Here is a 21542-nt window from a genome sequence, read left to right as displayed (position 1 = left end):
ACCAGGGGCTGAGGGCGGGTGGGGGTCAGAAGAAGAGGCCTCGGCGTTGGATCGACTGGCGGAGCCAGGCGTCCAGTTGGGCGGCCCAGTCGGTGCGGTCGGCGGTGGCGTGGTCGACGGTGAAGCGGCCGAAGGCGTCGCGGCCCTCGGTGAAGACACCGCCCCGCTTGTCGATCTCCAGCACCACCTGCACCTGCTGCGGGTCGGTCACGAAGGTGACCTCCAGCTGGTTGATCGCGCGGGCGTACTGCGGCGCCGGGTGGAACTCGATCTCCTGGTAGAACGGCAGGTGCTGCCGTACGCCGTAGATGTGCCCGCGCTCCACGTCGGCCCGCGCGAACCGGAAGCCCAGCCGCAGCAACGCCTCCAGCAGCCGCTCCTGGGCCGGCAGCGGATGCACCGCCACCGGGTCCAGGTCACCGGAGTCGACCGCCCGGGCCACCTCCAGCTCGGTCCGCAGCCCCATCGTCATGCCGTGCAGGTGCTGGCCGTACAGGTCGGTCAGCGGCGTCTCCCACGGCACGTCGAAGCGGAACGGGATGTCGTGCCGCTGCCCCGGGTCCAGCCGGAACGCGCCGGTCATCTGCCGGCGGCCGAACTCCTGGTTGGTGTCGTACTCCGAGTCGCCGCTCTCCACCTCGACCCGGGTGACCAGGCCGAGGGCCACGTACGAGACGTCCACCGGGTGGTCACCGCCGGCCACCTGGATCCGGCCCTCCAGGTATCCGCCGGGACGGCAGTTCGGGTTCGCCAGCACCGTCTCCACCGACGGACCGCCCACACCCATCGCCTGCATGAGCCGCTTGAAGACCACACGTCCTCCGATCACCTGTCCGGCCGGTCCGGATGGCCGGCCGCTGGCACGGTAACCGGGCGGGACAACCCGTACCAGGGTTTCCCCTGGGATTCGTGTCGGTTCCCCGATCGCCTCACTCCCGTTTCACGCCCCGACCGCCAAGCTGTTCCTCACCGGCACCACCGCGCCGGCACGCGGCACGGAACCCGGTACGCGGCACGAAGGACACGGGGAGAACAGAGATGGTCCTGCAGATGATCGAGCACCAGACCCGCCCGGCTGCCACCATCGACGCCGAGGTCGGCACCGACACTTCGACGGAACTCGACGCCCCCCTGGCCGACCTGGACGCCACCGACGAGCGCGGCGTCTCCACCGACCTGGTGCGGGCCTACCTGAACGGGATCGGCCGCACCAAGCTGCTCACCGCCGCGCAGGAGGTCGAACTCAGCAAGCGGATCGAGGCCGGGCTCTTCGCCGAGGAGAAGCTCTCCACCTGCACCCCGGTCTCCGCCGAGCTGCGCGCCGACCTGGCGCTGATCGTGGCCGAGGGCCGCGCCGCCAAGGACCACCTGCTGGAGGCGAACCTGCGGCTGGTGGTCAGCATCGCCAAGCGGTACACCGGGCGCGGGATGGCCTTCCTCGACCTGATCCAGGAAGGCAACCTCGGCCTCATCCGTGCCGTCGAGAAGTTCGACTACACCAAGGGCTACAAGTTCTCCACCTACGCCACCTGGTGGATCCGCCAGGCCATCACCCGCGCCATGGCCGACCAGGCCCGCACCATCCGCATCCCGGTGCACATGGTCGAGCAGGTCAACCGGATGGTCCGGGCCCGCCGCGAACTGTCGGTCACGCTGGGCCGGGAGCCCACCGTCGCCGAGGTGGCCACGGCGCTGGACGTCCCCGAGTTCCAGGTGATCGAGCTGATCTCGTACGACCGGGAGCCGGTCAGCCTGGACCAGACCGTCGGCGAGGACGGCGAGAGCGCGCTCGGCGACTTCGTCGCGGCGGTGGACCCGTCGGCCACGCCGGACGAGACCGCCGCCGACGGCGAACTGCGCAACGAGGTACGGATCGTGCTGGCCACCCTCTCCCAGCGGGAGCAGGCGGTGATCCGGCTCCGGTTCGGCCTGGACGACGGCCGGCAGCGCACCCTGGACGAGGTGGGCCGCGAGTTCGGCCTGTCCCGGGAGCGGATCCGGCAGATCGAGAAGGTCACCCTGCTGAAGCTGCGCGCCCCGGAGCGGGCGCAGCGGCTGGAGGCGTACGCCTGCTGACCCGACGCCCGCGACCGGCCCCGGCGGTTCGCCGGGGCCGATCGCGTCTGTCGCGGCGACCGGCCCGGCCGAGGCCACAAGGGACACCGGACGGCAAGACATCGAGATTCCCATCTCCGCCGAAGGAATTGCTGGCCGATCAGGAAAAACCAGCTCTATGCTTCCCGCCGGAATACCAGCGGCTCATCAGGGCCGGGGGAAAGCACCAATACGGGGATTTGCGAATGCGCCAGGATCATGCCCTGAACAACGGCGCTGCCGGCGCCAGCGAAACAGCACCGAACGGCGAACCGCCGACCTTTACCGCAGCGGGCGTCGCGCGCCGGTCCGCGGTCGCCGAGGAACAGGAATTTCTCGACCTGGCCACGGCCCGGCGCGACAGACGTGCCGACCATCTCCGGGCCGAGCTCTCGGCAGACACCCAGGACACGGTGGAACGGGCGCGACGACGCCTGCTCCGCCAGCAGTACGAGGAGCTGGGGCGAGCACGGGACGGGCTGGTCTTCGGCCGCCTCGACGGCGTCGACGGCACCGTGCGACACATCGGCCGGGTCGGTCTCCGCGACGACCACGAGGAGCGCGAGCCGCTGCTGCTGGACTGGCGTGCTCCCGCCGCCCGGCCGTTCTATACCGCGACGGCTGTCGATCCGCAGGGTCAGGCCCGGCGCCGGCACATTCGCACGACGGGATCGACCGTCGTCGGCGTGGACGACGAGCCACTGGACGGCAGCACGAACGCCGAACTCGTCGGTGAAGGCGCCCTGCTGGCCGCCCTGGACCAACGGCGCACCGGCCGCATGTCGACGGCGATCGCCACGCTGCAACGCGAACAGGACGACATCATCCGGGCTGAGGCGACCGGCCCGCTGATCGTCCAGGGCGGTCCCGGCACCGGCAAGACCGTCGTCGCCCTGCACCGCGTCGCCTACCTGCTGTTCGCCCACCCGGCGATGGCCGACCAGGCGGTCCTGGTGCTCGGCCCCTCGCCCCGGTTCCTCCGGTACATCGCCCAGGTGCTGCCCGCGCTCGGTGAGACCGCCGTCGTCGCGGCGACCTGCGACACCCTGCTGCCCGGGATCCGCGTGGGCCGCGACGAGAGCCGGCTGCTCGCCGAGATCAAGGGCCGCGCCCTCTGGCAGCCCGCGCTCGAGAACTACGTCACGTCGCTGCTCCCCCGGCCCCGCGCGCTGAAGCTGCGCTGGGAGGGCGAGTCCTACGTCATCCCCGCCGCGACGGTGGCCCAGGCACTCGCCTCGGCGGTGCAGGGACGCCCGTACCATCGCGCCCGCACGGCGTTCGCCGCGCACCTGCACCACATCCTCGCCGAGGCCGTCGTCGCGCAGCGCGAGGCGCTGATGAACGAGATGGAGGAGGGCTTCGAGGACATCCTCGCCCGCGTCGACCGGGCGATGCAGCACGAGCCACAGGTCAGCCGGAGGTCCACCGGCAGTGACGTCGACGGACTGCTCTCCGAGGAGGAAGTGGAGAGCCTCCGTTCCCGGATCGCCGGGAACGCCGCCCTCGCCCGCTTCGTCGAGGCGTGGTGGCCCACCCTCGACGCCGGGACCCTCCTGCGTGGGCTGCTGACCGACGGCACCCTGCTGGCCCGGTTCGCGCCGCAGCTGTCACCGGCGGAGATCACCGCCGTCTCGGCCGAGCCCGCACCGTGGGCGTCCAGCGACATCCCCCTGCTCGACGCCCTCGCCGACCTGCTGGGCGAGGGCGAGGCCCCGCGACCACCGGGCGGGTCCGTCGCCGACCACGCCCGCCGGCAGCGCGACTGGGTGTACGGGCACGTCGTCGTCGACGAGGCGCAGGAACTGTCCGAGATGCAGTGGCACATGGTCCTCCGGCGCTGCCCCGGTCGCTCCGTCACGGCGGTCGGGGACATCGACCAGGCGGCGGCAGCACACCGGCACACCAGCTGGGCGGAAGCGGTGCAGGCGGTTCTCGGAGACCGCTGGACCGCTGCGGAACTGACCATCTGCTACCGGACCCCGCGCGAGGTCATGGAGCTCACCGAACCCGTGCTGAGAGAGGCCGGCAGCCAGAACGCGCCGCCACGGGCGGTGCGCTCCTGCGGCATCGCCCCGTGGATGCGCACGGTCCCGCCCGCCGAGCTCGCCGACGCCGCCGCCGGAGCCGTGCGACAGCTGCAGCAACGGTGGCACGGCGGCACGGTCGGCGTCGTCGCCCCGGCCGACCGCCTCGCCGAACTCCGGGCCGTGCTGAGCGACGTGCCGGTGCTCACCGCGACCCAGGCCAAGGGGCTGGAATGGGACGCGACGCTGCTCGTCGACCCCCAGGGGATCACCACCGAACCGCGCGGCTGGAACGGCCTCTACGTCGCGCTCACCCGATGCACCCAGGAACTCGGACAGCTGGTGCTCAGCTAGCGGTCGCCACACCCCGGCCGTCCCTCACAGGCGACGGGGGCCGGTGTCGGGGCGGTCGGTGGCGACGCCGGTGTTGACGGTGGCGTGCAGCACCGAGATGCCGTCCGGGCGGGCCAGCACCGGGTTGAGGGTGAGCGAGCGGACCCGGGGCTGCTCGTCGGCCAGCCGGCCGACCCGCAGCAGCAGGTCGCCAGGGCGGCCCGGTCCACCGGAGCGGCGCCCGGTGACCGCGCAGCAGCGGCGCGGCCCGCGGCTCGTCCACCAGCTCGGCGGCGTCCCGGTCGGTCGGCGGCACCGCCCGCCGGGCCCGGTCGCCGAGCAGCTCGGTGGCGACCCCGCCGAGGGCCGAAGCCGACCACCGGCCCGAACGCCGGGTCCTCCACCAGCTCCACCACACAGGCCACCCCGGGGCGACCATCGGCTGGACCAGGACGTCCGCGCCGAAGAGCGGAGCCATCTCCGCGTACGCGCGGCGCAGTGCGACCGGGTCGGCCAGGTCGAGGCGGACCGCGCCGAGGTCGAGCCGGTGCCGCAGCCCGAGTCGGCGGCCTTCAACGCGACCGGCCAGCCCAGCCGACCGGCGGCCTCGACCGCCTCGTCGGCGGTACGCGCCAGCGCTCGACGCCACCACGTCGATCCCGTACGCAGCCAGCAGCGCCGCCGGATCGGCCGTCTCCGGGACGCAGCGCGGCCTTGCCCGGCGTGCCAGTCGACCCGGTCCAGCTCGGGCAGCGCATGCCCGGAGGGCGGCGCAGCCAGTCCGCGTACCGGCTGACCCGGGCCAGCGCCGGACGGCCTCCTCCACGCTCGGGTACGCCGGCACCCCGGCGGGCAGCCGGCCGGCCAGGAACGTCGCCACCACCGGCTTGCCGGCGGCGAGCGCGGCGGGCAGGGCGGCGGTGAAGTCGGCGTCCGGGTCGGCGAGCTGGCCGGGCAGCGGCGGGGCGAACCGCCACCACCGCGTCCACGCCCTCGTCGGCGGCGGAGCCGGCCAGCGCGGCGGCGTACTCGGCGGCGCCGGCGCGGGGGCCGACGTCGTGCAGGTAGCCGTCGGCGACGGTGAGGCCCTGGGCCGCGCAGGCGGTGGCGGCCAGCCCGGTCAGCGCCGAGGAGTTGCCGACCACCGCGACCCGGCGGCCGGCCGGCAGCGGCTGATGGGCCAGCAGGACGCCGACGTCGAGCAGCTCGGAGACGGTGTCCACCCGGATCACCCCGGACTGGGCGAAGAGCGCGCTCACCGCCGCCGGGTCCAGGGCCGGCGCGTCGCCGACGCCCGGCGGGCGGGCCAGCGAGGCGAGCGCCACCACCGGCTTGCTCCGGCCGATCCGCCGGGCCAGCCGGGCGAACTTGCGCGGGTTGCCGAAGGTCTCCAGATAGAGCGTGATGACGTCGGTGCCCGGGTCGTCCTGCCAATATTGCAGCAGGTCGTTGCCGGAGACGTCGGCCCGGTTGCCGGCTGACACGAAGCTGGACAGGCCGAGCCCGCGCCGGGACGCCTCGGCCAGCAGCGCCACCCCGAACGCGCCGGACTGGCTGAAGACGCCGACCCGTCCGGCGGCCGGCAGCACCGGGGCGAGGGTGGCGTTGAGGCGTACCGCCGGGTCGGTGTTGGCGATGCCGAGACAGTTCGGGCCGACCACCCGCATGCCGGCCAGGTGCGCGGCGCGGACCAGGGCCCGCTGCGCCGCCGCCCCCGCCGGACCGGACTCGGCGAAACCCGCGGAGATCACCACCAGGCCGTGCGCGCCGGCCTGCGCGGCGTCGGCGACCACCTCGGTCACCGCCTCCGGGGCCACCGCGACGACCGCCAGGTCGATGTCGACGCCGGCGTCGACCGCCGACAGGTACGCGGGCAGCCCCGCCACCGTCGACGCGGTCCGGTGCACGGGGACGACCGCCCCGGTGAAGCCGCCGTCGCGCAGGTGCCCGAGCACCGCCGCGCCGACGCCCTGCCCGGTGGCGCTGGCCCCGTAGACGGCGATGCCGCGCGGGGCGAGCAGCCGGGCGATGGAGCGGGCCTCGGTGCGGTGCTCCCGGCCGCGCTGCACCTCCAGGGTCGCCTCGGTGGGGGCGATCGGAAAGCTCAGGTGCACCACGCCGTCGGCGAACTGGCGCTGGACCTGGTAGCCGAAGTCGGAGAAGACCCGCAGCATCGCCCCGTTGGCCGGGAGCACCTCGGCGACGAAGTGCACGATGCCGTACCGGCGGGCCGTGTCGGCCAGGTGCTCCAGCAGCACCGAGCCGATGCCCCGGCCCTGGTAGGCGTCCTCCACCACGAAGGCCACCTCGGCCTCCGGCGACTCCGGGCCCAGCCGCTCGTAGCGGCCGACGGCGACGATCCGGTCGCCGGCCAGGATGACGAACGCCTCCCGGTCGCGGTGGTCGACGGTGACGAACCGCTGCAGGTCGCGTTCCGGGATGCGCGGGTACGGCGAGAAGTAGCGCAGGTAGCGGGTGCGCTCCGAGAACCGCGAGTGCATCGCCACGATCGCCGCCGCGTCGTCCACCCGGATCTGTCGCAGCTGGACGGTCGTGCCGTCGCTGAGCAGCACGTCCACGGGTTGTTCGACGGTGCTCACCGGCCGGTCCTCCCCCACCGCCGGATCAGTCCCGGGGGTCGTGCGGGTCGAGCCCGAGCAGCGGGAAGACCGCCTTGCGGGTGGCCGCGACGGCCCGGTCCACCGCGTTCGGCTCCCCGCTCGGCTGCCACGGCTCGTACGCCGGGTCGACGTCGTCGGTCATCCGCAGCGGGATCTCGCGGCCCGGTCCCCGCGCGGCGGCCAGCTCCCGCCAGGCCGGCGGGGTCAGCGTGGCCGGGTCGACCGGGTCGCCGGTGGCCACCGCCAGCAGGTGGGTCCAGGCCCGGGGCACCACCTCGACCAGGGCGTACCCGCCGCCGCCGGTGGCCACCCAGCGGCCGTCGCAGAGCTCGTCGGCGAGCGCCCGCAGGGCCAGGTAGGTGGCCCGCTGCCCGTCGACGGAGAGGTGCAGGTCGGCCAGCGGGTCCAGCCGGTGGCCGTCCGCCCCGCACTGGGTGACCAGCAGCTGCGGCCGGAACGCGCGCAGCACCGACGGGACGATCGCGTGGAAGGCACGCTGCCAACCGGCGTCGCCGACCCCCGGCGGCAGCGGCACGTTGACCGCGCTGCCCTGCGCGCCCGGACCGCCGGTCTCGTCCGGGAACCCGGTGCCGGGGAAGAGCGCCAGCGGCGTCTCGTGCAGGCTGACGGTGAGCACCCGTGGGTCGTCCCAGAAGATCTGCTGCACGCCGTCGCCGTGGTGCACGTCCACGTCCACGTACGCGATCCGCTCCGCGCCGAGGTCGAGCAGGCGGGCGATGGCGACCGCCGGGTCGTTGTAGACGCAGAAACCCGAGGCCCGGGCGGGCATGGCGTGGTGCAGGCCGCCGGCCACGTTGACCGCCCGGCGGGCGTCGCCGCGCCACACCGCCTCGGCGGCGGCCACACTGGCCCCGGCGATCAGGGCACTGGACTCGTGCATCCCGTCGAAGACCGGATTGTCCGAGGTGCCCAGGCCGAAGCCGGCGAAGAGCGGGTCCCGCGGGGCGACCCGCACCGCGTCCAGGTAGCGGGGATCGTGCACCCGGGTGAGCAGCGCGTCGTCGGCCGGTGCCGGCCGGACCAGGCGGACCCCGGGGCGGTCCAGCACACCGAGTTCGCGGGCGAGCGCCATGGTCAGCTCGACCCGGACCGGATCGAGGGGATGGTCACCCATGTCGTACGCGAGCAGGGCCTCGTCCCAGACCACCACCGTGTCGTCGGCCATGAGGCCATCGTCGCACGACGCCCGGCGGGCACCCACCACACGCACCAGGTCAGCGGCCGGGTGTCTCCCCGGTGGCCACCGGGCGGGCCGGGTCGGCCACCCAGTTGCTCCACGAGCCGACATAGAGGGCGGCGTCCGGCCGGCCGGCGAGGTGCAGCGCGAGGACCGCCTGCGCGGCGGTCACCCCGGAGCCGCAGTACGCGCCGACCGGCCCGGCGTCCGTCACGCCCGCTGCGGCGAACCGCCCGCGCAGCGCGTCGACGGTCGGGAAGCGGCCGTCGGTGACGTACTCCGGGGCGGGCAGGTTCACCGCGCCCGGGACGTGCCCGGCGACCGGGTCGATCGGCTCGGTCTCGCCCCGGTAGCGGGGCGCGGCCCGCACGTCGAGCAGGACACCTGCGTCGGCGGCGGCCAGCCGGGCGGCCCCGGCCGCGTCGAGGACCGGCAGCGCGCCCGGCGTCACGGTGACGTCACCCGAGCCGGCGCCGGGGCGTCGGTGGCGACCGGCAGGCCGGCGGCGACCCAGGCCGGGAAGCCGCCGGGCAGCACCCGGACCGGCCGGTGCCCCGCCCAGCGCAGCGTCCACCAGGCGCGGGCGGCGGACATCCCGTCGCCGCCGTCGTACACGACGACAGGGTGACCGGCGCGGACCCCGGCGGCCCGCAGCGCCGCCTGGAGGGTGGCCGGGTCGGGCAGCGGGTGCCGGCCGGCCGGGCCGGGCGGGCCGCAGAGCGCGGTGTCCAGGTCGACGAAGACCGCGCCGGGCAGGTGGCCGGCCCGGTAGTCGTCGCGGCCGGGCGGACCGACCAGCCGCCACCGCACGTCGAGCAGGGTGGGCGGGTCGGCGCGGTCGAGCTCGGCGGCGAGCGCGTCGGGCTCGACCAGCAGCTCCTCGGTTCCGGACATGCGCTCCAGTCAACACCATCCGGGTCGGGACCTCCCGGTTCGGCGGCGGGGGATCGTCGGGGCGCCGGGGTAGCATCGACCACCGGGAGGCCGCTGACGTGAAGCATGACCTGGTCGACACGACCGAGATGTACCTGCGCACCATCCTCGAACTGGAGGAGGAGGGGGTGCCGCCGCTGCGTGCCCGGATCGCCGAGCGGCTGCGCCAGAGCGGCCCCACCGTCAGCCAGACCGTCGCCCGGATGGAGCGGGACGGCCTGCTCACCGTCGAGGGCGACCGGCACCTGTCGCTCACCGCGGCGGGCCGCAGCACGGCCGTCGCCGTGATGCGCAAGCACCGCCTGGCCGAGCTGCTGCTGGTCAACGTGATCGGGATGCCCTACGAGGAGGCCCACGAGGAGGCCTGCCGCTGGGAGCACGTGATGAGCGACGCGGTGGAGAAGCGGGTCTACGACCTGCTCAACCGCCCGACCCGCTCGCCGTACGGCAACCCGATCCCGGGTCTGGAGGAGCTGGGCACCCCCGAGCCGGCGACCACCGACACCATCGAGGGCGAGCGCAACCTGGCCTTTCCTGGGCTCTCCGGCCCGGTGGTGGTCCGGCGGATCTGCGAGAGCGTGCAGACCGACGCGGACGTGCTCCGGCAGCTGCACGCGGCGGGCGTCGACCCGGGCGCGACGGTGACCGTGGCGCAGGAGCGCGACGGCGTCTCGATCGACCGCTCCGGCGACCGGGTCCGGCTGCCCCGCGAGGTCGCCTCCCGGGTCTTCGTCGCGGCCGGCTGAACCCACCACCCGGCCGTCCGCCCGGCCGGGCGGGCGGGTCAGAGCGCCCGGGTGTCCAGGGTCTTCGCCAGGGCGATCAACCGACCCGCCATCTCCTCCGCCTGTGCAGTGTCGGCGGCGCGGGGGGAGGTCCAGCGCAGCGTGGTGAGCCGCCCCTCGGTGGCCAGCCAGCCCACCTCGGCGGCCGGCCCGAGCTTGCCGGTCTTCGGCAGCGTACGACGGTAGGCGACCTGACCCAGCCGGGTGACCTTCTTCGCCCCCTTGGGCAGCACGTCCAGGGTGAAGGTCGACTTGTCGATCGACGTGTCGGTGACCGTGAGGGTCAGCTCCGGCAGCAGGCTCCGCTCACTGCGGACCACGCAGGTGTGGGTGTCGCCACTGTCGCTGGCCGCCGCCACGTCGAAGCGCGCCCCGGTCTGCCTGGCGATCACCGTGAAGTCGAGCAGCCGGCAGGCGCCGCCGGAGGAGGCCGCCGCCGCCTCCACCGTCACCGGCCCCGCGGCGGGGACCGCGACCGGCGGGTTCTCGGTGGCGCAGCCGGTGGTCAGCAGTACGGCCGCCACGGCGAGCCAGGTCCGCCCGTGCACACTCACCTCCGCCCCCGACCGGCGGGGCACCGCCGGCTGTCCGTCGGACACCGTACGGGCTGCCCGGGGCGGACGGAAGTCCTCAATCGGTCAGGTACGGACAGTGCCGGCAGCCTCGCCCACAGCAGGTGCCCCGCCGGGCCAGGAAGCCGGCGGTGAGCACGAAGAGCCCGGTCGCCGGGTCGAGGTAGCCGGCCTCCCCGGCGGCCAGGGCGGCGGCGTGCGCGGCCAGGATCCGCGCCCGGCCCGGATGCTCCGGCGGCAGCCGGGACGGATGCGGCTGCGTCAATGGCCGGTCCGCCAACGGTCGTCGCTCTGCACCCACCCGGCGAGTGTAAGGAGGGGCCCCCTGTTAACGCCTGCGGTATAGCAGGGGCCCCTTGTTAACACCTCTGCTCAGGCGTGCCGGGCGAAGGCGTCCGCCACCGCCGCGTGGTCGGCGCCGGTGGCCAGCAGGAGCCGCAGCAGCACCTTCGCCTTGTACGGGTCGAGCAGCCCGCCGTTGACCAGCCCGCGCCGGAGCAGGTCCCGCTCCGAGCCGACCGCCCCGTACGTGTGGCGCAGCACCGACCCGGCCCCGGTCCGCGAGGTCAGCACCACCGGCATCCGTTCGGCGAGCGCACCGAGCGCCGGGGCGAGACCCGGGGGCACGTGCCCGACCCCGAAGCCGGCCACCACCAACCCGTCCCGCCCGTGCGCCAGCGCGTCGAGCAGCGTCACGTCGTCGTCGAGCGTGACGGTGTGCAGGGCGACCCGGGTGGCGGCCAGCCGGTCCGGGGCAGGCGGGGGCAGCGGGGCGTGCCGGGGCGGCCGGGTGAGCAGGCGTACCTCCCCCTCGATGACGTGGCCGAGCGGGCCGGCGTTGGGCGAGGCGAAGGTGGCCGTACTCGTGCTGTGGGTCTTGCGGACGAACCGCGCGGCGTGGATCTCGTCGTTGAACGCGACCAGGACGCCGAGGTCACGGGCGGCCGGCGCGGCGGCGACCCGGACGGCGGCGAGCAGGTTCGCCGGGCCGTCCGGCCCGGCCAGGGTCGGGTTGCGCATCGCGCCGGTGAGGACCAGCGGCGCGGCGTGCGACCACACCAGGTCGGCCAGGTACGCGGTCTCCTCCAGGCTGTCGGTGCCCTGGGTGACCACCACGCCGCTCGCCCCGTCGGCCACCGCCGCCCCCGCGGCCTCGACCAGGTCCAGCACCTGCTGGTACGTCAGCGCGGCGCTCGGCACCGCCTCGACGTCGCGCACCTGGATCGGGATCTCGGCCAGCCCCGGCACGGCGGCGGCGAGTTCCGCCCCGGTCAGCCGGGCGACCACTCCCCCGGCGCTGCCGGCCATCGCGATGGTGCCGCCGAGGGTGAGTACGCAGACGGTCACGTCCTGGTTCCTTCCGCCGGGTCCGGATCGGATGGACCCTATCGCCGGCCACCCGTGCCACCGTGAACCCGTAGCCACCCGTCGGGCATGAACGGATGTGACCAACATGCAGCAGGCACACCCGCAGCCCGACCCGGCCGCCCTCGGGCCGCCCCCGCTCCACCACAGTGAACCGTCCGACGTCGAGCTTATCCGGGCCTCCGTCACCGTTCCGGAACGCTTCGCGCCCCTGTTCGACCGGCACTCCGCCGCCGTGCACCGATACCTGGCCCGCCGGATCGGTCCACCCGCCGACGACCTGCTCGGCGAGACCTTCCTGGTGGCGTTCCGGCGGCGCGGCGACTACCGGTCGACCGGCGTCGGAGTGCGTCCCTGGCTGTTCGGCATCGCCACCAACCTGCTGCGGCACCACGTCCGGCAGGAGGAGCGACGATACCGGGCGTTGGCTCGGATCGCGGCCACCGAGGTGCCCCCGGCGCCGGTCGACGACGCCGTCGAGCGGATCGACGCCTGCGCACTGCGACGCGACCTCGCCGCCGCGCTGGCCACGCTGCACCGCGGCGACCGCGACGTGCTGTTGCTGACCGCCTGGGGTGACCTGTCGTACGAGGAGATCGCCGCCGTGCTCGACATTCCGGTCGGCACCGTCCGCTCCCGGCTGCACCGGGCCCGGCGGCTGACCCGGCTCGCCCTCGACCCCGCCCTGATCACCGAGGAGTCGTCATGAATGAGATCACCGCACTGCGGGCGTACGGCCCGGACGCGCCGCCTGCGGACCCGCAGGTGCTTGCCGCCGCCCGAGCCAGGCTGACCGCCGAATGGGCCGATGCCTCCCCGGTCGGACGGGTTCGTCTCATGACCCGCCGACGGACCCTGCTCGCGGCGGCCGCTGCCCTGGTCGTGACGGCCGGCGTCGGGACGGTCGTGCTCCGCGACGATCCACCCGCCACCGTGACGCCCGGATCCCTCTCCCTGGTGGCGTTCCGGATCCCCGAGTTCCCGCTCGGGCTGGAGCCCCGGCCGGCCGGACTGGCCGCGCCCATGTTCAGCCTCGACGAGGCGGGCTTCCTCGCCGTCTATCTGGCGGCGGACGGCGTCAGCGACGTGTACCTCAAGGTCAGCGACCGCCGCCAGGGCGGAGGTGTCGGTCCGGTCCGGACCACGACGGTCGACGGTCGACCCGGCCTGCTCGACCTGAGCTCCAGCACGACCGATCCGCGGTCGGTGGCGCTGAGCTGGGAACGGTCACCCGACCAGTGGGTCACTCTGGTCGGCAACGGCAGCCTCGCCACCGAGACGGCGGTCTTCGGGCTCGCCGCGACGGTGGTGGACCAGCCCCAGCCGGTGCCGCTGCGGGTCCGGCTCGCCCCGGCCGGCTGGACGGTGGAGGCCTTCAAGGACGACCGCTTCCTCACCCTGCGCGGTTCCACCCCCGAGCAGACCCTCAGCCTCGAGATCGTCGAGAAGCGGACCCCGGATCTCCTGCATGACGTCATGGGGGCCCAGGAGGAACGGTCGGTTGCCGTCGGTGGGCGGGAAGCCACCCTGATCCGGACGGACAACGGCTGGTTCCTGGAGACTGAGGTGCCCGGCGGCGCAGTGGTCGACATCCAGGCTTCCCGGGTGCTCACGCCGGAGCAGGTGATCACGATCGCCGAGCAGGTGTCGGTGGTGCGTACGCGTTGACCGTCGACGGTGGCCGGGAAATCCCGTTCCCGGCCACCGATTGCATCGTCAGCCCGGCCGGACCGCCAGCATCAGCGACTGCGGGCCCCGGTCGAAACCCTCGGCCTCCCGGTCCAGCCGGGCGTGCAGGCTGAACCCGGCCGCCGTGAGCTGGTCGGCGACCCGGTCCGCCGACAGCCAGTGCACGTCGTACGAGACCGTGTGGCCGTACGCCGCCGTCAGCCGGTCCAGGCAGTCGCCGGCCTTGAACGCCAGCAGCAGCCGACCGCCCGGGGCGAGGACCCGGTGGAACTCGTCGAGGACGCCGGGCAGCAGGGCGGGCGGGATGTGGATGATCGAGTACCAGGCGACCAGGCCGGCGAGGGCGGCGTCCGGGAGCGGCAGGTGGGTCATCGAGCCGACCGCGAAGCGCAGCTCCGGGTGCTCCCGGCGGGCCACCGCCACCATGCCCGCCGACAGGTCCACCCCCGAGACGTCCAGCCCGAGGTCACGCAGGTGGGTGGTGATCCGCCCGGTCCCGCAGCCCACCTCGACCACCCGCCCGGCCGCGCCGACCTGCTCGGCGAACGCGGCCAGCATCGCCTGGTCCAGCGTCCCCTCCAGCACGCCGGGCAGCAGCCGGGCATAGTCCTCGGCAACGGTGTCGTACGCGTTCCGCGTCTCGGTCATCCACCCTGGTTCACTCACGATCGGGAACCCTAGCCCGCCCCACCCCCCACGAAGGGGGCACCCGGGCCGGGCGCGTCAAGATCGTCTGCACTTCACGGCGCCGACACGCCGTCGACAAGTGCGCTCAGCATCAGACGATCATGGGAGCCGAGGCGCACCGCCACCCTCACCGGTCCGGCGGAATCGTCCGACGCTCCTTCCTTCGGCTGCGCACCTCGTCCAGGTGCCGCTGCTGGTGCTGGCGGACCATCGCCTCCCAGACCTCCTGATCCTGGTCGGGATCCGGTGGGATCCACCGGTGTGAGTTGTCGCTGTAGTGAAAGCGCTCGTCCCCGCGCCCGAGCGCACTCACCGCACCCACCCCAGGAAGCGCCGGTGCAGCAACCCCGTCGGCACCCAGGTCAGGTCCTCGGTCGCCGACACCAGGCAGGACCCCAGGTAGAGGGCCAGTGACACGGGAGCGTCCTCGAACTCGGCCCGCAGCTCACCACGCCGGGTGGCACAGGGCCACGGACCGCCGCAGCTCCACATCGGCAGCACCGGACCGTGGGTGGTCACGGCAGACCGGGAGCCGTTCTTCTGCGGCTGGCGTACCGCCGGGATGATCGATCCCTCGGTGCGGCCGTCGATGAATCGGGCGGAGTCGCGCTCGACACCCGATCGGGTGATTCATTTATGTAATCAAGTTCGTAGCGCGCGTACCCCATGGGCAGTTCCTGCCGGCCCTGGCCGGCCGATCGGCACAGCTCGCGCGCGGATGCCGCACGTCCGGCACAGCCCGGGAAGCGCGAGAACGCCGCGAGCGCGGCAGGGAATCCCCTGCCGCGCTCGCGGGACGGTACGGACGTCAGCTGCAGCCGCTGGTGGAGCCGCAGCCCTCGCAGACGTAGCAGCTGCCGGCCGGCCGCATCTTGGTGCCGCAGGTGAAGCAGAGCGGCGCGTCGGCGGCCTTGCCGATCACGGCCTCCAGCAGTTCGGTGCTGGAACCAACCGCCGGCGCCGGCTTGACGGCGGCGACGTCCGCCAGCTCCTGCGCCGGCTGGGCGACCGGACCGCTCTTGGTCTCGGGCGCCTCGACCGGGGCGGAGGAGGCCATCGCGGTGAGGTCCGCACCGCTCGCCTCCGCCTCCGCCTCGGCCCGCAGCTGGGCGGCCCGCTCCTTGGCGGTGAAGATGCCCAGCTCCGCGCGGCGCTCGTACGGCAGGAAGTCCAGGGCCAGGCGACGGAAGATGTAGTCCATCACCGAGGCGGCCATCCGCACGTCCGGGTCGTCGGTCATGCCGGCCGGCTCGAAGCGCATGTTGGTGAACTTGCTGACGTACGTCTCCAGCGGGACGCCGTACTGGAGACCGATGGAGATGGCCACCGAGAAGGCGTCCATCACGCCGGCCAGGGTCGAGCCCTGCTTCGACATCTTGAGGAAGACCTCGCCGAGGCCGTCGTCCGGGTAGGACGAGGCGGTGAGGTAGCCCTCGGCGCCGCCGACCGAGAAGGAGACCGTCTGGGACGGGCGCTTCTTCGGCAGCCGCTTGCGCACCGGCCGGTACTCCACGACCTTCTCGACGACCGGCTCGGCGACCGCGGCCGGCGCCTCGGCGGCGGCCTTGTTCGGCTTCGCCACCGACAGCGGCTGGCCGACCTTGCAGTTGTCCCGGTAGATCGCCAGGGCCTTCAGGCCGAGCTTCCAGCCCTCGAAGTAGATCTTCTCGACGTCGGCGACGGTGGCCTGCTCCGGCATGTTGACCGTCTTGGAGATGGCGCCGGAGATGAACGGCTGGACCGCCGCCATCATCCGGACGTGCCCCATCGGCGCGATGGACCGCTCGCCCATGGCGCAGTCGAAGACCGGGTAGTGCTCCGGCTTGAGGCCGGGGGCGTCCACCACGTGGCCGTGGTCGGCGATGTGCTCGACGATCGCCTCGACCTGCTCCTCGGGGTAGCCGAGGCTGCGCAGGGCGCGCGGGACGGTCTGGTTGACGATCTGCATCGAGCCGCCGCCGACCAGCTTCTTGAACTTGACCAGCGCCAGGTCCGGCTCGACGCCGGTGGTGTCGCAGTCCATCATCAGGCCGATGGTGCCGGTCGGGGCGAGCACGCTGGCCTGCGAGTTCCGCCAGCCGAACTTGTCACCGACCTTGTTGCCCTGGGTCCACTGCCGGGTGGCCTCCCGCTGGATGGCGGTGGCCACGGTGCCCGACGGCTTGATCTCGTCGTTGGCGGCGGCGTGCTTGCGCATGACCCGCTTGTGCGGCTCGGCGTTGCGGGCGTAGCCGTCGTACGCGCCGACGATGCCGGCCAGCTCGGCCGAGCGGCGGTAGGCGGTGCCGGTCATCAGCGAGGTGATCGCCGCGGCGACCGAGCGCCCCTGCTCCGAGTCGTACGGCAGGCCGGAGGCCATCAGCAGCGCGCCGAGGTTGGCGTAGCCGATGCCGAGCTGCCGGTAGGCGCGGGTGGTCTCGCCGATCTTCTCGGTCGGGAAGTCGGCGAAGCAGATCGAGATGTCCATCGCGGTGATGACGAACTCGACGCTCTTGACGAACTTCTCCACCTCGAAGCCACCGTCGGCGCGGAGGAACTTCATCAGGTTGAGCGAGGCCAGGTTGCACGAGGAGTTGTCCAGGTGCAGGTATTCCGAGCACGGGTTCGACGCGGTGATCCGCCCGGTCTCCGGGCAGGTGTGCCAGTCGTTGATGGTGTCGTCGTACTGCAGGCCGGGGTCGGCGCACTCCCAGGCGGCCTGGGAGATGGTGTGGAAGAGCTTCTTGGCGTCGATCGTCTCGATGGTCTGCCCGTCGAGCCGGCCGCGCAGGTCGAAGCCGCCGCCGTTCTCCACCGCGGTCATGAACTCGTCGGAGACGCGGACCGAGTTGTTGGCGTTCTGGTACTGCACGCTGACGATGTCGGCGCCGCCCAGGTCCATGTCGAAGCCGGCGTCCCGCAGCGCGCGGATCTTGTCCTCCTCGCGCGCCTTGGTCGCCACGAACTCCTCGATGTCCGGGTGGTCCACGTCGAGGATGACCATCTTGGCGGCCCGCCGGGTGGCGCCACCGGACTTGATGGTGCCGGCCGAGGCGTCCGCGCCGCGCATGAAACTGACCGGGCCGGAGGCGGTGCCGCCGGAGGAGAGCAGCTCCTTGGAGGACCGGATGCGGGAGAGGTTGACCCCGGCGCCCGAGCCGCCCTGGAAGATCCGCCCCTCCTCCTTGTACCAGTCCAGGATGGAGTCCATCGAGTCGTCGACGGCCAGGATGAAGCACGCGCTGACCTGCTGCGGCGACGGCGTGCCCACGTTGAACCAGACCGGCGAGTTGAAGCTGAACACCTGGTGCAGCAGCATCCAGGTCAGCTCGTGGGCGAAGACCTCCGCGTCGGCGGCGGTGGCGAAGTAGCCGTACTCCTCACCGGCCTTGCGGTAGGTGCTGACCACCCGGTCGATCAGCTGCTTGAGCGACCACTCCCGCTGCTCGGTCCCCACCGCGCCCCGGAAGTACTTGGTGGTCACGATGTTGGCCGCGTTGACGCTCCAGGACTCGGGGAACTCCACCCCGCGCTGCTCGAAGTTGATCGAGCCGTCCCGCCAGTTCGTCATCACGACGTCCCGGCGCTCCCAGGCGACCTCGTCGTAGGGGTGTACCCCCTCGGTGGTCCACACCCGGTCGACCTTGAGCCCCGCGTTCGCGCCGGCCCGGGTCCGCGACTTGCTTGCTGTCACGCTCTCCCCCGCCATCTCATCCGCCCCCTCGTCTGCGCGGTCACCCACCGCGCGTTCGTCACTGTCAGAAATCAAGAAAAATCAACTGGTACGGCCGGCAGCCTCGGCGGCCCCCGCCACCGCGGCCTCCCGGGCCCGCGCGGCGTCCCGCAGCGTCTCGATCTCGCGCTCGAAGTCGGCGAGCGAGTCGAACGACCGGTAGACGCTGGCGAAGCGCAGGTAGGCGACCTCGTCCAGGTCCCGCAGCGGCCCCAGGATGGCGAGCCCGACCTCGTGGCTCGGGATCTCGGCGGCCCCCTTGGCCCGGACGGTCTCCTCGACCTTCTGGGCGAGCAGCGCGATCGAGTCGTCGTCGACCGGCCGCCCCTGGCACGCCTTGCGCACCCCGCCGATGATCTTCGTACGGCTGAACGGCTCGGTCACCCCACTGCGCTTGACCACCGCGAGCACCGCCTCCTCGACGGTGGTGAACCGCTTGCCGCACTCGGGGCAGGATCGCCGCCGCCGGATGAGCTGACCGTCGTCGGCCTCCCGCGAGTCGACGACCCGGGAGTCGGCGTGCCGGCAGTACGGACACCGCATCGCCTGACCTCCTTCATCGCGTCGCGGGCGCACCGGTGCGCTCCCGGGCACGCGTCAGCGCGACGGCGCCATCGTTCCGATGGTCGCCGCCGGGTCGACGGTACGGGAGTGCGGTCGGTAGTCGAACCCAACCTGTAGGCGACTTACGCCCGTGTGACTACTACATCTAGGGGTTGACCGTATGTCGTCGCCCAACCGAGGTCAAGTTGACCGGCGTGTCCGGCGCGTCGGCAGAATCACTCCCCCGCCCTCCTCCACCCTGGGTGCCGAAAGCCCAACGCTCGGCGGACGGGTGGGGTCACGGCGGGTCGCCGCTCGAACACCCGTACGAGACGACGTACCATTTATCAGAACAGGCGTACGGAATTCCAGGAATTCGGCCCGACACGCCGACAACAGGTCGTACAGATGTTTGAAAATGGCCCATCCCACCTATACGGTCAACCACACGACCGGACGGCGTGTCGCGTCGCACCGGGTCACCAGCACCACCGCATGCACCACGAGCCGCCGAGGCACCCCAGCGCCGACCAGGGAGGGACGGACGTGACCGAGGACCGGGCCAGCCGGCCGAAGAACCCGCAGCCGATCGACGGAGCGGGTCCGCCGGCGACCCGCCGCCCCCGCGCCGCGCGCAGCCGGACGGGCCAGCCCACCGTACGCCCCGTCACCCCGGTGGTCAGCAGCTTCCCCGACCCGGCGACGGTCGACCTGACCGCCCGGCAGCGGCGCATCCTGGAGTTCATCCGCACCTGGGTCGAGCGGCACGGCTACCCGCCGAGCGTCCGCGAGATCGGCGAGGCGGTCGGCCTGGTCTCCCCGTCCAGCGTCGCCTACCAGCTCAAGGAGCTGGAGAAGAAGGGCTTCCTGCGGCGCGACCCCAACCGCCCCCGGGCGGTCGACGTACGCGCGCCGAGCGACGCGGTCGACGACGAGCTGACCCGCTCGCAGCGCCCCACCCCGGCGTACGTGCCGATGCTGGGCCGGATCGCCGCCGGTGGCCCGATCCTGGCCGAGCAGGCCGTCGAGGACGTCTTCCCGCTCCCCCGCGAGCTGGTGGGCGAGGGCGAGGTCTTCATGCTCCAGGTCAAGGGCGACTCGATGCTCGACGCGGCGATCTGCGACGGCGACTGGGTAGTGGTCAGGCAGCAGCCCAACGCCGAGGCCGGCGACATCGTGGCCGCCATGCTCGACGGCGAGGCGACCGTGAAGACCTACCGCCGGCGCGACGGACACGTCTGGCTGATGCCGCAGAACCCGGCCTTCGACCCGATCCCCGGTGACGACGCCACCATCATGGGTCGCGTGGTGGCCGTGCTGCGCCGGATCTGACGCTCGACCCCCGGGTGACCGCCCCGAGCGGTGGTCACCCGGGCCACGCCGGTCAGTAGCGGTCGCCGCCGCGATACTCGCGCCCGCCGGGCACCTGGCCGTACTGGCCGCGACCGTCGTAACCGTTGGCGCGGCGGCCACCGCGTGGATCCTGGTGGCCCGGCTCCCGGCGGGGCGGTTCCGCGCGCCCGCCGCCGTACACGCCACCACCGCCGTGCGGGCGCCGCCGTACACGCCACCGCCCTGCGGCCGGCCACCGCCCGAGGGACGTCCGCCACCACCCTGGGCACGTCCGCCGCCGTAGACGCCACCGCCCTGGGGACGACCGGCACCACCGCCGTACACCCCGCCGCCGGCGGGGCGGGCCGGTGCGCCGCCGGCCGGGGCACCGCCGTACACGCCCGGCGGAGGGCTCTCCGGGCGACCGCCCCGGGGTGCGTCGAAGCCGCCGTTCGGCGGGAAGTCGTCGTCCTCCCGCTCCGGGGTCGGGTCGGCGGGGGCCGGCTTACGACGGGCCCGGAGGATGCCGAAGATGCCGGCGCCGACCATCAGCGCGCCGAGCACCCCGACGGCGGCGATCAGGTAGGTGATCTCGTCGAGGCTGAGCCCCTCCATCCAGGACTTCTGCGCCGACGGCTTGGCCGCCGCCCCGCCCGCCGCGGGCAGCGCCTCGACGCCCTGGGTCGACGGGGCGTAGCTCAGGATGTCGATCGGCTCGTCCTCGCCCATCTGCCCGCCGTCGGAGACGGTGACGAAGGAACGGCCGTCGGGAGTGTAGGAGATGGCCTCGCCGAACGGGTCGGCCAGCGGGGTGACCCGGGGCTTGCCGGTGGTCAGGGCGGCGACGATGTTGCCGCCCTTGACGTCGTACTCGAAGGCGTCGCCGTAGGTGCGCAGCACCACCTTGCTGCCGTCGGGCGAGCGGGCGGCACCGGTGACCAGGAGCTTGCCCGGGGCACCCATCCGCACCTCGGTGCTGGTCCTCGGGACGGTGACCTCGCCGACCTTGCGCATCGGTATCGCCTCGGGGTCACCCGACGCCTTGAACGCCGCCGTCGGCGTGAAGATCTCGGACTTGCCGGAGAGCGACTTGGTGATGATCAGCGGCTTGCCGTCGTCGCCGACCACCAGCGCCTCGGCGTCGCGCGCCTGCTGCTCCGGGTAGGACAAGCGGTGCAGCACCGGCTGCTTCGACCCGTTCAGCGGCATGGTCCAGACGGCGACCCGGGTCCGGCGTTCCTTGTTGGTCAGGTTGTCGCCGGTGTCGGCGATCCAGAGGGTCTTCTTGTCCGGCCCGAGCGCCAGGTCCTCGGTGTCACGGGGCCCGGGGTCGGTGTAGCGCACCGGCTCCCGGGCGATCCGGCACTTGGCGTCCAGATAGAAGACCCGCTTGCGGCTCTCCAGGTCGCTGCCGTCGTTGATGACGACATAGCCGGTGCTGGTGGCGACCAGACCGGACAGCTCGCGCAGCCGTTCGTCCTCGACGGTGCACTTCTTCTTGCCGGCCGGCGCCGCCGCCAGGGCGGCCGGGGCGGGCGCGGCCAGGACGGGCAGCGCCACGGTCGCCCCCAGCAGGCCGAGGGCAACCGTGACCGAGGAAACAGCACGGCGCATGGCGCCAAGTGTCGCATGCCCGGTCGGCCGGGCGGGTGAC

Annotated in this window: 17 protein-coding genes and 3 pseudogenes; 6 read left to right on the top strand and 14 right to left on the bottom strand. The window is 73.3% G+C overall.

Going from position 1 to position 21542, the window contains the following annotated elements:
* Window positions 1-25: 25 nt before the first annotated feature.
* Window positions 26-814: a sporulation protein gene (locus MRQ36_RS21050; protein WP_242801262.1), complete on the bottom strand. Its 789-nt coding sequence runs from the start codon at window positions 812-814 to the stop codon at window positions 26-28.
* A gap of 224 nt (window positions 815-1038) precedes the next feature.
* On the opposite strand from MRQ36_RS21050, the gene sigB reads away from it, so the two are divergent.
* Both sigB and MRQ36_RS21040 read left to right on the top strand, forming a co-directional pair.
* Window positions 1039-2076 (top strand): RNA polymerase sigma factor SigB, encoded by a 1038-nt coding sequence (gene sigB, locus MRQ36_RS21045; RefSeq protein WP_242797943.1) that lies wholly within the window; start codon window positions 1039-1041, stop codon window positions 2074-2076.
* Window positions 2077-2300: 224 nt separating this feature from the next.
* Complete coding sequence (locus MRQ36_RS21040; RefSeq protein WP_242797942.1) at window positions 2301-4472, top strand: UvrD-helicase domain-containing protein; 2172 nt, start codon at window positions 2301-2303, stop codon at window positions 4470-4472.
* Window positions 4473-4749: 277 nt separating this feature from the next.
* On the opposite strand, the pseudogene MRQ36_RS34505 reads toward MRQ36_RS21040, so the two are convergent.
* From MRQ36_RS34505 to MRQ36_RS21025, 4 genes and pseudogenes are all read right to left on the bottom strand, one after another.
* Window positions 4750-5100: pseudogene (locus MRQ36_RS34505) on the bottom strand (hypothetical protein); the annotation flags it as partial.
* Window positions 5024-7051: a GNAT family N-acetyltransferase gene (locus MRQ36_RS21035; RefSeq protein ID WP_374250509.1), complete on the bottom strand. Its 2028-nt coding sequence runs from the start codon at window positions 7049-7051 to the stop codon at window positions 5024-5026. The gene MRQ36_RS21035 and the pseudogene MRQ36_RS34505, both read right to left, overlap by 77 nt.
* 25 nt (window positions 7052-7076) lie before the next feature.
* The gene (locus MRQ36_RS21030) at window positions 7077-8258 is read right to left on the bottom strand and encodes an acetoin utilization protein AcuC (protein WP_242797941.1); all 1182 of its coding nucleotides are present in this window, start codon (window positions 8256-8258) and stop codon (window positions 7077-7079) included.
* Window positions 8259-8307: 49 nt separating this feature from the next.
* Window positions 8308-9164, bottom strand: a pseudogene (locus tag MRQ36_RS21025) (sulfurtransferase).
* Between the two features lie 98 nt (window positions 9165-9262).
* Between MRQ36_RS21025 and MRQ36_RS21020 the strand changes: the two are divergent.
* Entirely contained in the window at window positions 9263-9949 is a 687-nt protein-coding gene (locus tag MRQ36_RS21020) for a metal-dependent transcriptional regulator (RefSeq protein WP_308194894.1), read from the top strand.
* A gap of 38 nt (window positions 9950-9987) precedes the next feature.
* Here the strand turns inward: MRQ36_RS21020 and MRQ36_RS21015 are convergent, their stop codons facing one another.
* From MRQ36_RS21015 to MRQ36_RS21005, 3 genes are all read right to left on the bottom strand, one after another.
* The gene (locus MRQ36_RS21015; RefSeq protein WP_242797940.1) at window positions 9988-10587 is read right to left on the bottom strand and encodes a hypothetical protein; all 600 of its coding nucleotides are present in this window, start codon (window positions 10585-10587) and stop codon (window positions 9988-9990) included.
* Window positions 10588-10618: 31 nt separating this feature from the next.
* Entirely contained in the window at window positions 10619-10861 is a 243-nt protein-coding gene (locus MRQ36_RS21010) for a DUF5522 domain-containing protein (protein ID WP_242797939.1), read from the bottom strand.
* A 71-nt stretch (window positions 10862-10932) separates the two neighbouring features.
* Complete coding sequence (locus MRQ36_RS21005) at window positions 10933-11907, bottom strand: asparaginase (protein WP_308194893.1); 975 nt, start codon at window positions 11905-11907, stop codon at window positions 10933-10935.
* Window positions 11908-12013: 106 nt separating this feature from the next.
* Here MRQ36_RS21005 and MRQ36_RS21000 point away from each other — a divergent pair, with 106 nt between their 5' ends.
* Both MRQ36_RS21000 and MRQ36_RS20995 read left to right on the top strand, forming a co-directional pair.
* On the top strand, window positions 12014-12634 hold the full coding sequence (locus MRQ36_RS21000) for an RNA polymerase sigma factor (RefSeq protein ID WP_242797937.1): 621 nt from the start codon (window positions 12014-12016) through the stop codon (window positions 12632-12634).
* Complete coding sequence (locus tag MRQ36_RS20995) at window positions 12631-13593, top strand: hypothetical protein (RefSeq protein ID WP_242797935.1); 963 nt, start codon at window positions 12631-12633, stop codon at window positions 13591-13593. The genes MRQ36_RS21000 and MRQ36_RS20995 overlap by 4 nt, the downstream gene beginning before the upstream one ends.
* A gap of 48 nt (window positions 13594-13641) precedes the next feature.
* On the opposite strand, the gene MRQ36_RS20990 is transcribed toward MRQ36_RS20995, so the two are convergent.
* The 5 genes from MRQ36_RS20990 to nrdR form a co-directional block, all read right to left on the bottom strand.
* Entirely contained in the window at window positions 13642-14262 is a 621-nt protein-coding gene (locus MRQ36_RS20990) for a class I SAM-dependent methyltransferase (RefSeq protein WP_242797933.1), read from the bottom strand.
* 166 nt (window positions 14263-14428) lie between these two features.
* Window positions 14429-14614 (bottom strand): hypothetical protein, encoded by a 186-nt coding sequence (locus tag MRQ36_RS20985; protein WP_242797931.1) that lies wholly within the window; start codon window positions 14612-14614, stop codon window positions 14429-14431.
* Window positions 14611-14820 carry a hypothetical protein gene (locus MRQ36_RS20980; protein ID WP_242797929.1) on the bottom strand — a complete coding sequence of 70 codons (210 nt, stop codon included), beginning with the start codon at window positions 14818-14820 and terminating at the stop codon, window positions 14611-14613. The genes MRQ36_RS20985 and MRQ36_RS20980 overlap by 4 nt, the downstream gene beginning before the upstream one ends.
* Window positions 14821-15109: 289 nt before the next feature.
* Window positions 15110-17989: a vitamin B12-dependent ribonucleotide reductase gene (locus MRQ36_RS20975; protein ID WP_242801256.1), complete on the bottom strand. Its 2880-nt coding sequence runs from the start codon at window positions 17987-17989 to the stop codon at window positions 15110-15112.
* A 66-nt stretch (window positions 17990-18055) separates the two neighbouring features.
* The gene (gene nrdR / locus MRQ36_RS20970; RefSeq protein WP_242797927.1) at window positions 18056-18556 is read right to left on the bottom strand and encodes a transcriptional regulator NrdR; all 501 of its coding nucleotides are present in this window, start codon (window positions 18554-18556) and stop codon (window positions 18056-18058) included.
* A 546-nt stretch (window positions 18557-19102) separates the two neighbouring features.
* On the opposite strand from nrdR, the gene lexA reads away from it, so the two are divergent.
* Window positions 19103-19888 (top strand): transcriptional repressor LexA, encoded by a 786-nt coding sequence (gene lexA, locus MRQ36_RS20965; RefSeq protein WP_242797925.1) that lies wholly within the window; start codon window positions 19103-19105, stop codon window positions 19886-19888.
* A gap of 52 nt (window positions 19889-19940) precedes the next feature.
* On the opposite strand, the pseudogene MRQ36_RS20960 reads toward lexA, so the two are convergent.
* A pseudogene (locus MRQ36_RS20960) lies at window positions 19941-21502 on the bottom strand (hypothetical protein).
* Window positions 21503-21542: the final 40 nt, after the last annotated feature.

Origin of the sequence: Micromonospora sp. R77 (assembly GCF_022747945.1) — a bacterium.
GTDB lineage: Bacteria > Actinomycetota > Actinomycetes > Mycobacteriales > Micromonosporaceae > Micromonospora.
This window is presented reverse-complemented; position numbering and strand designations above follow the sequence as displayed.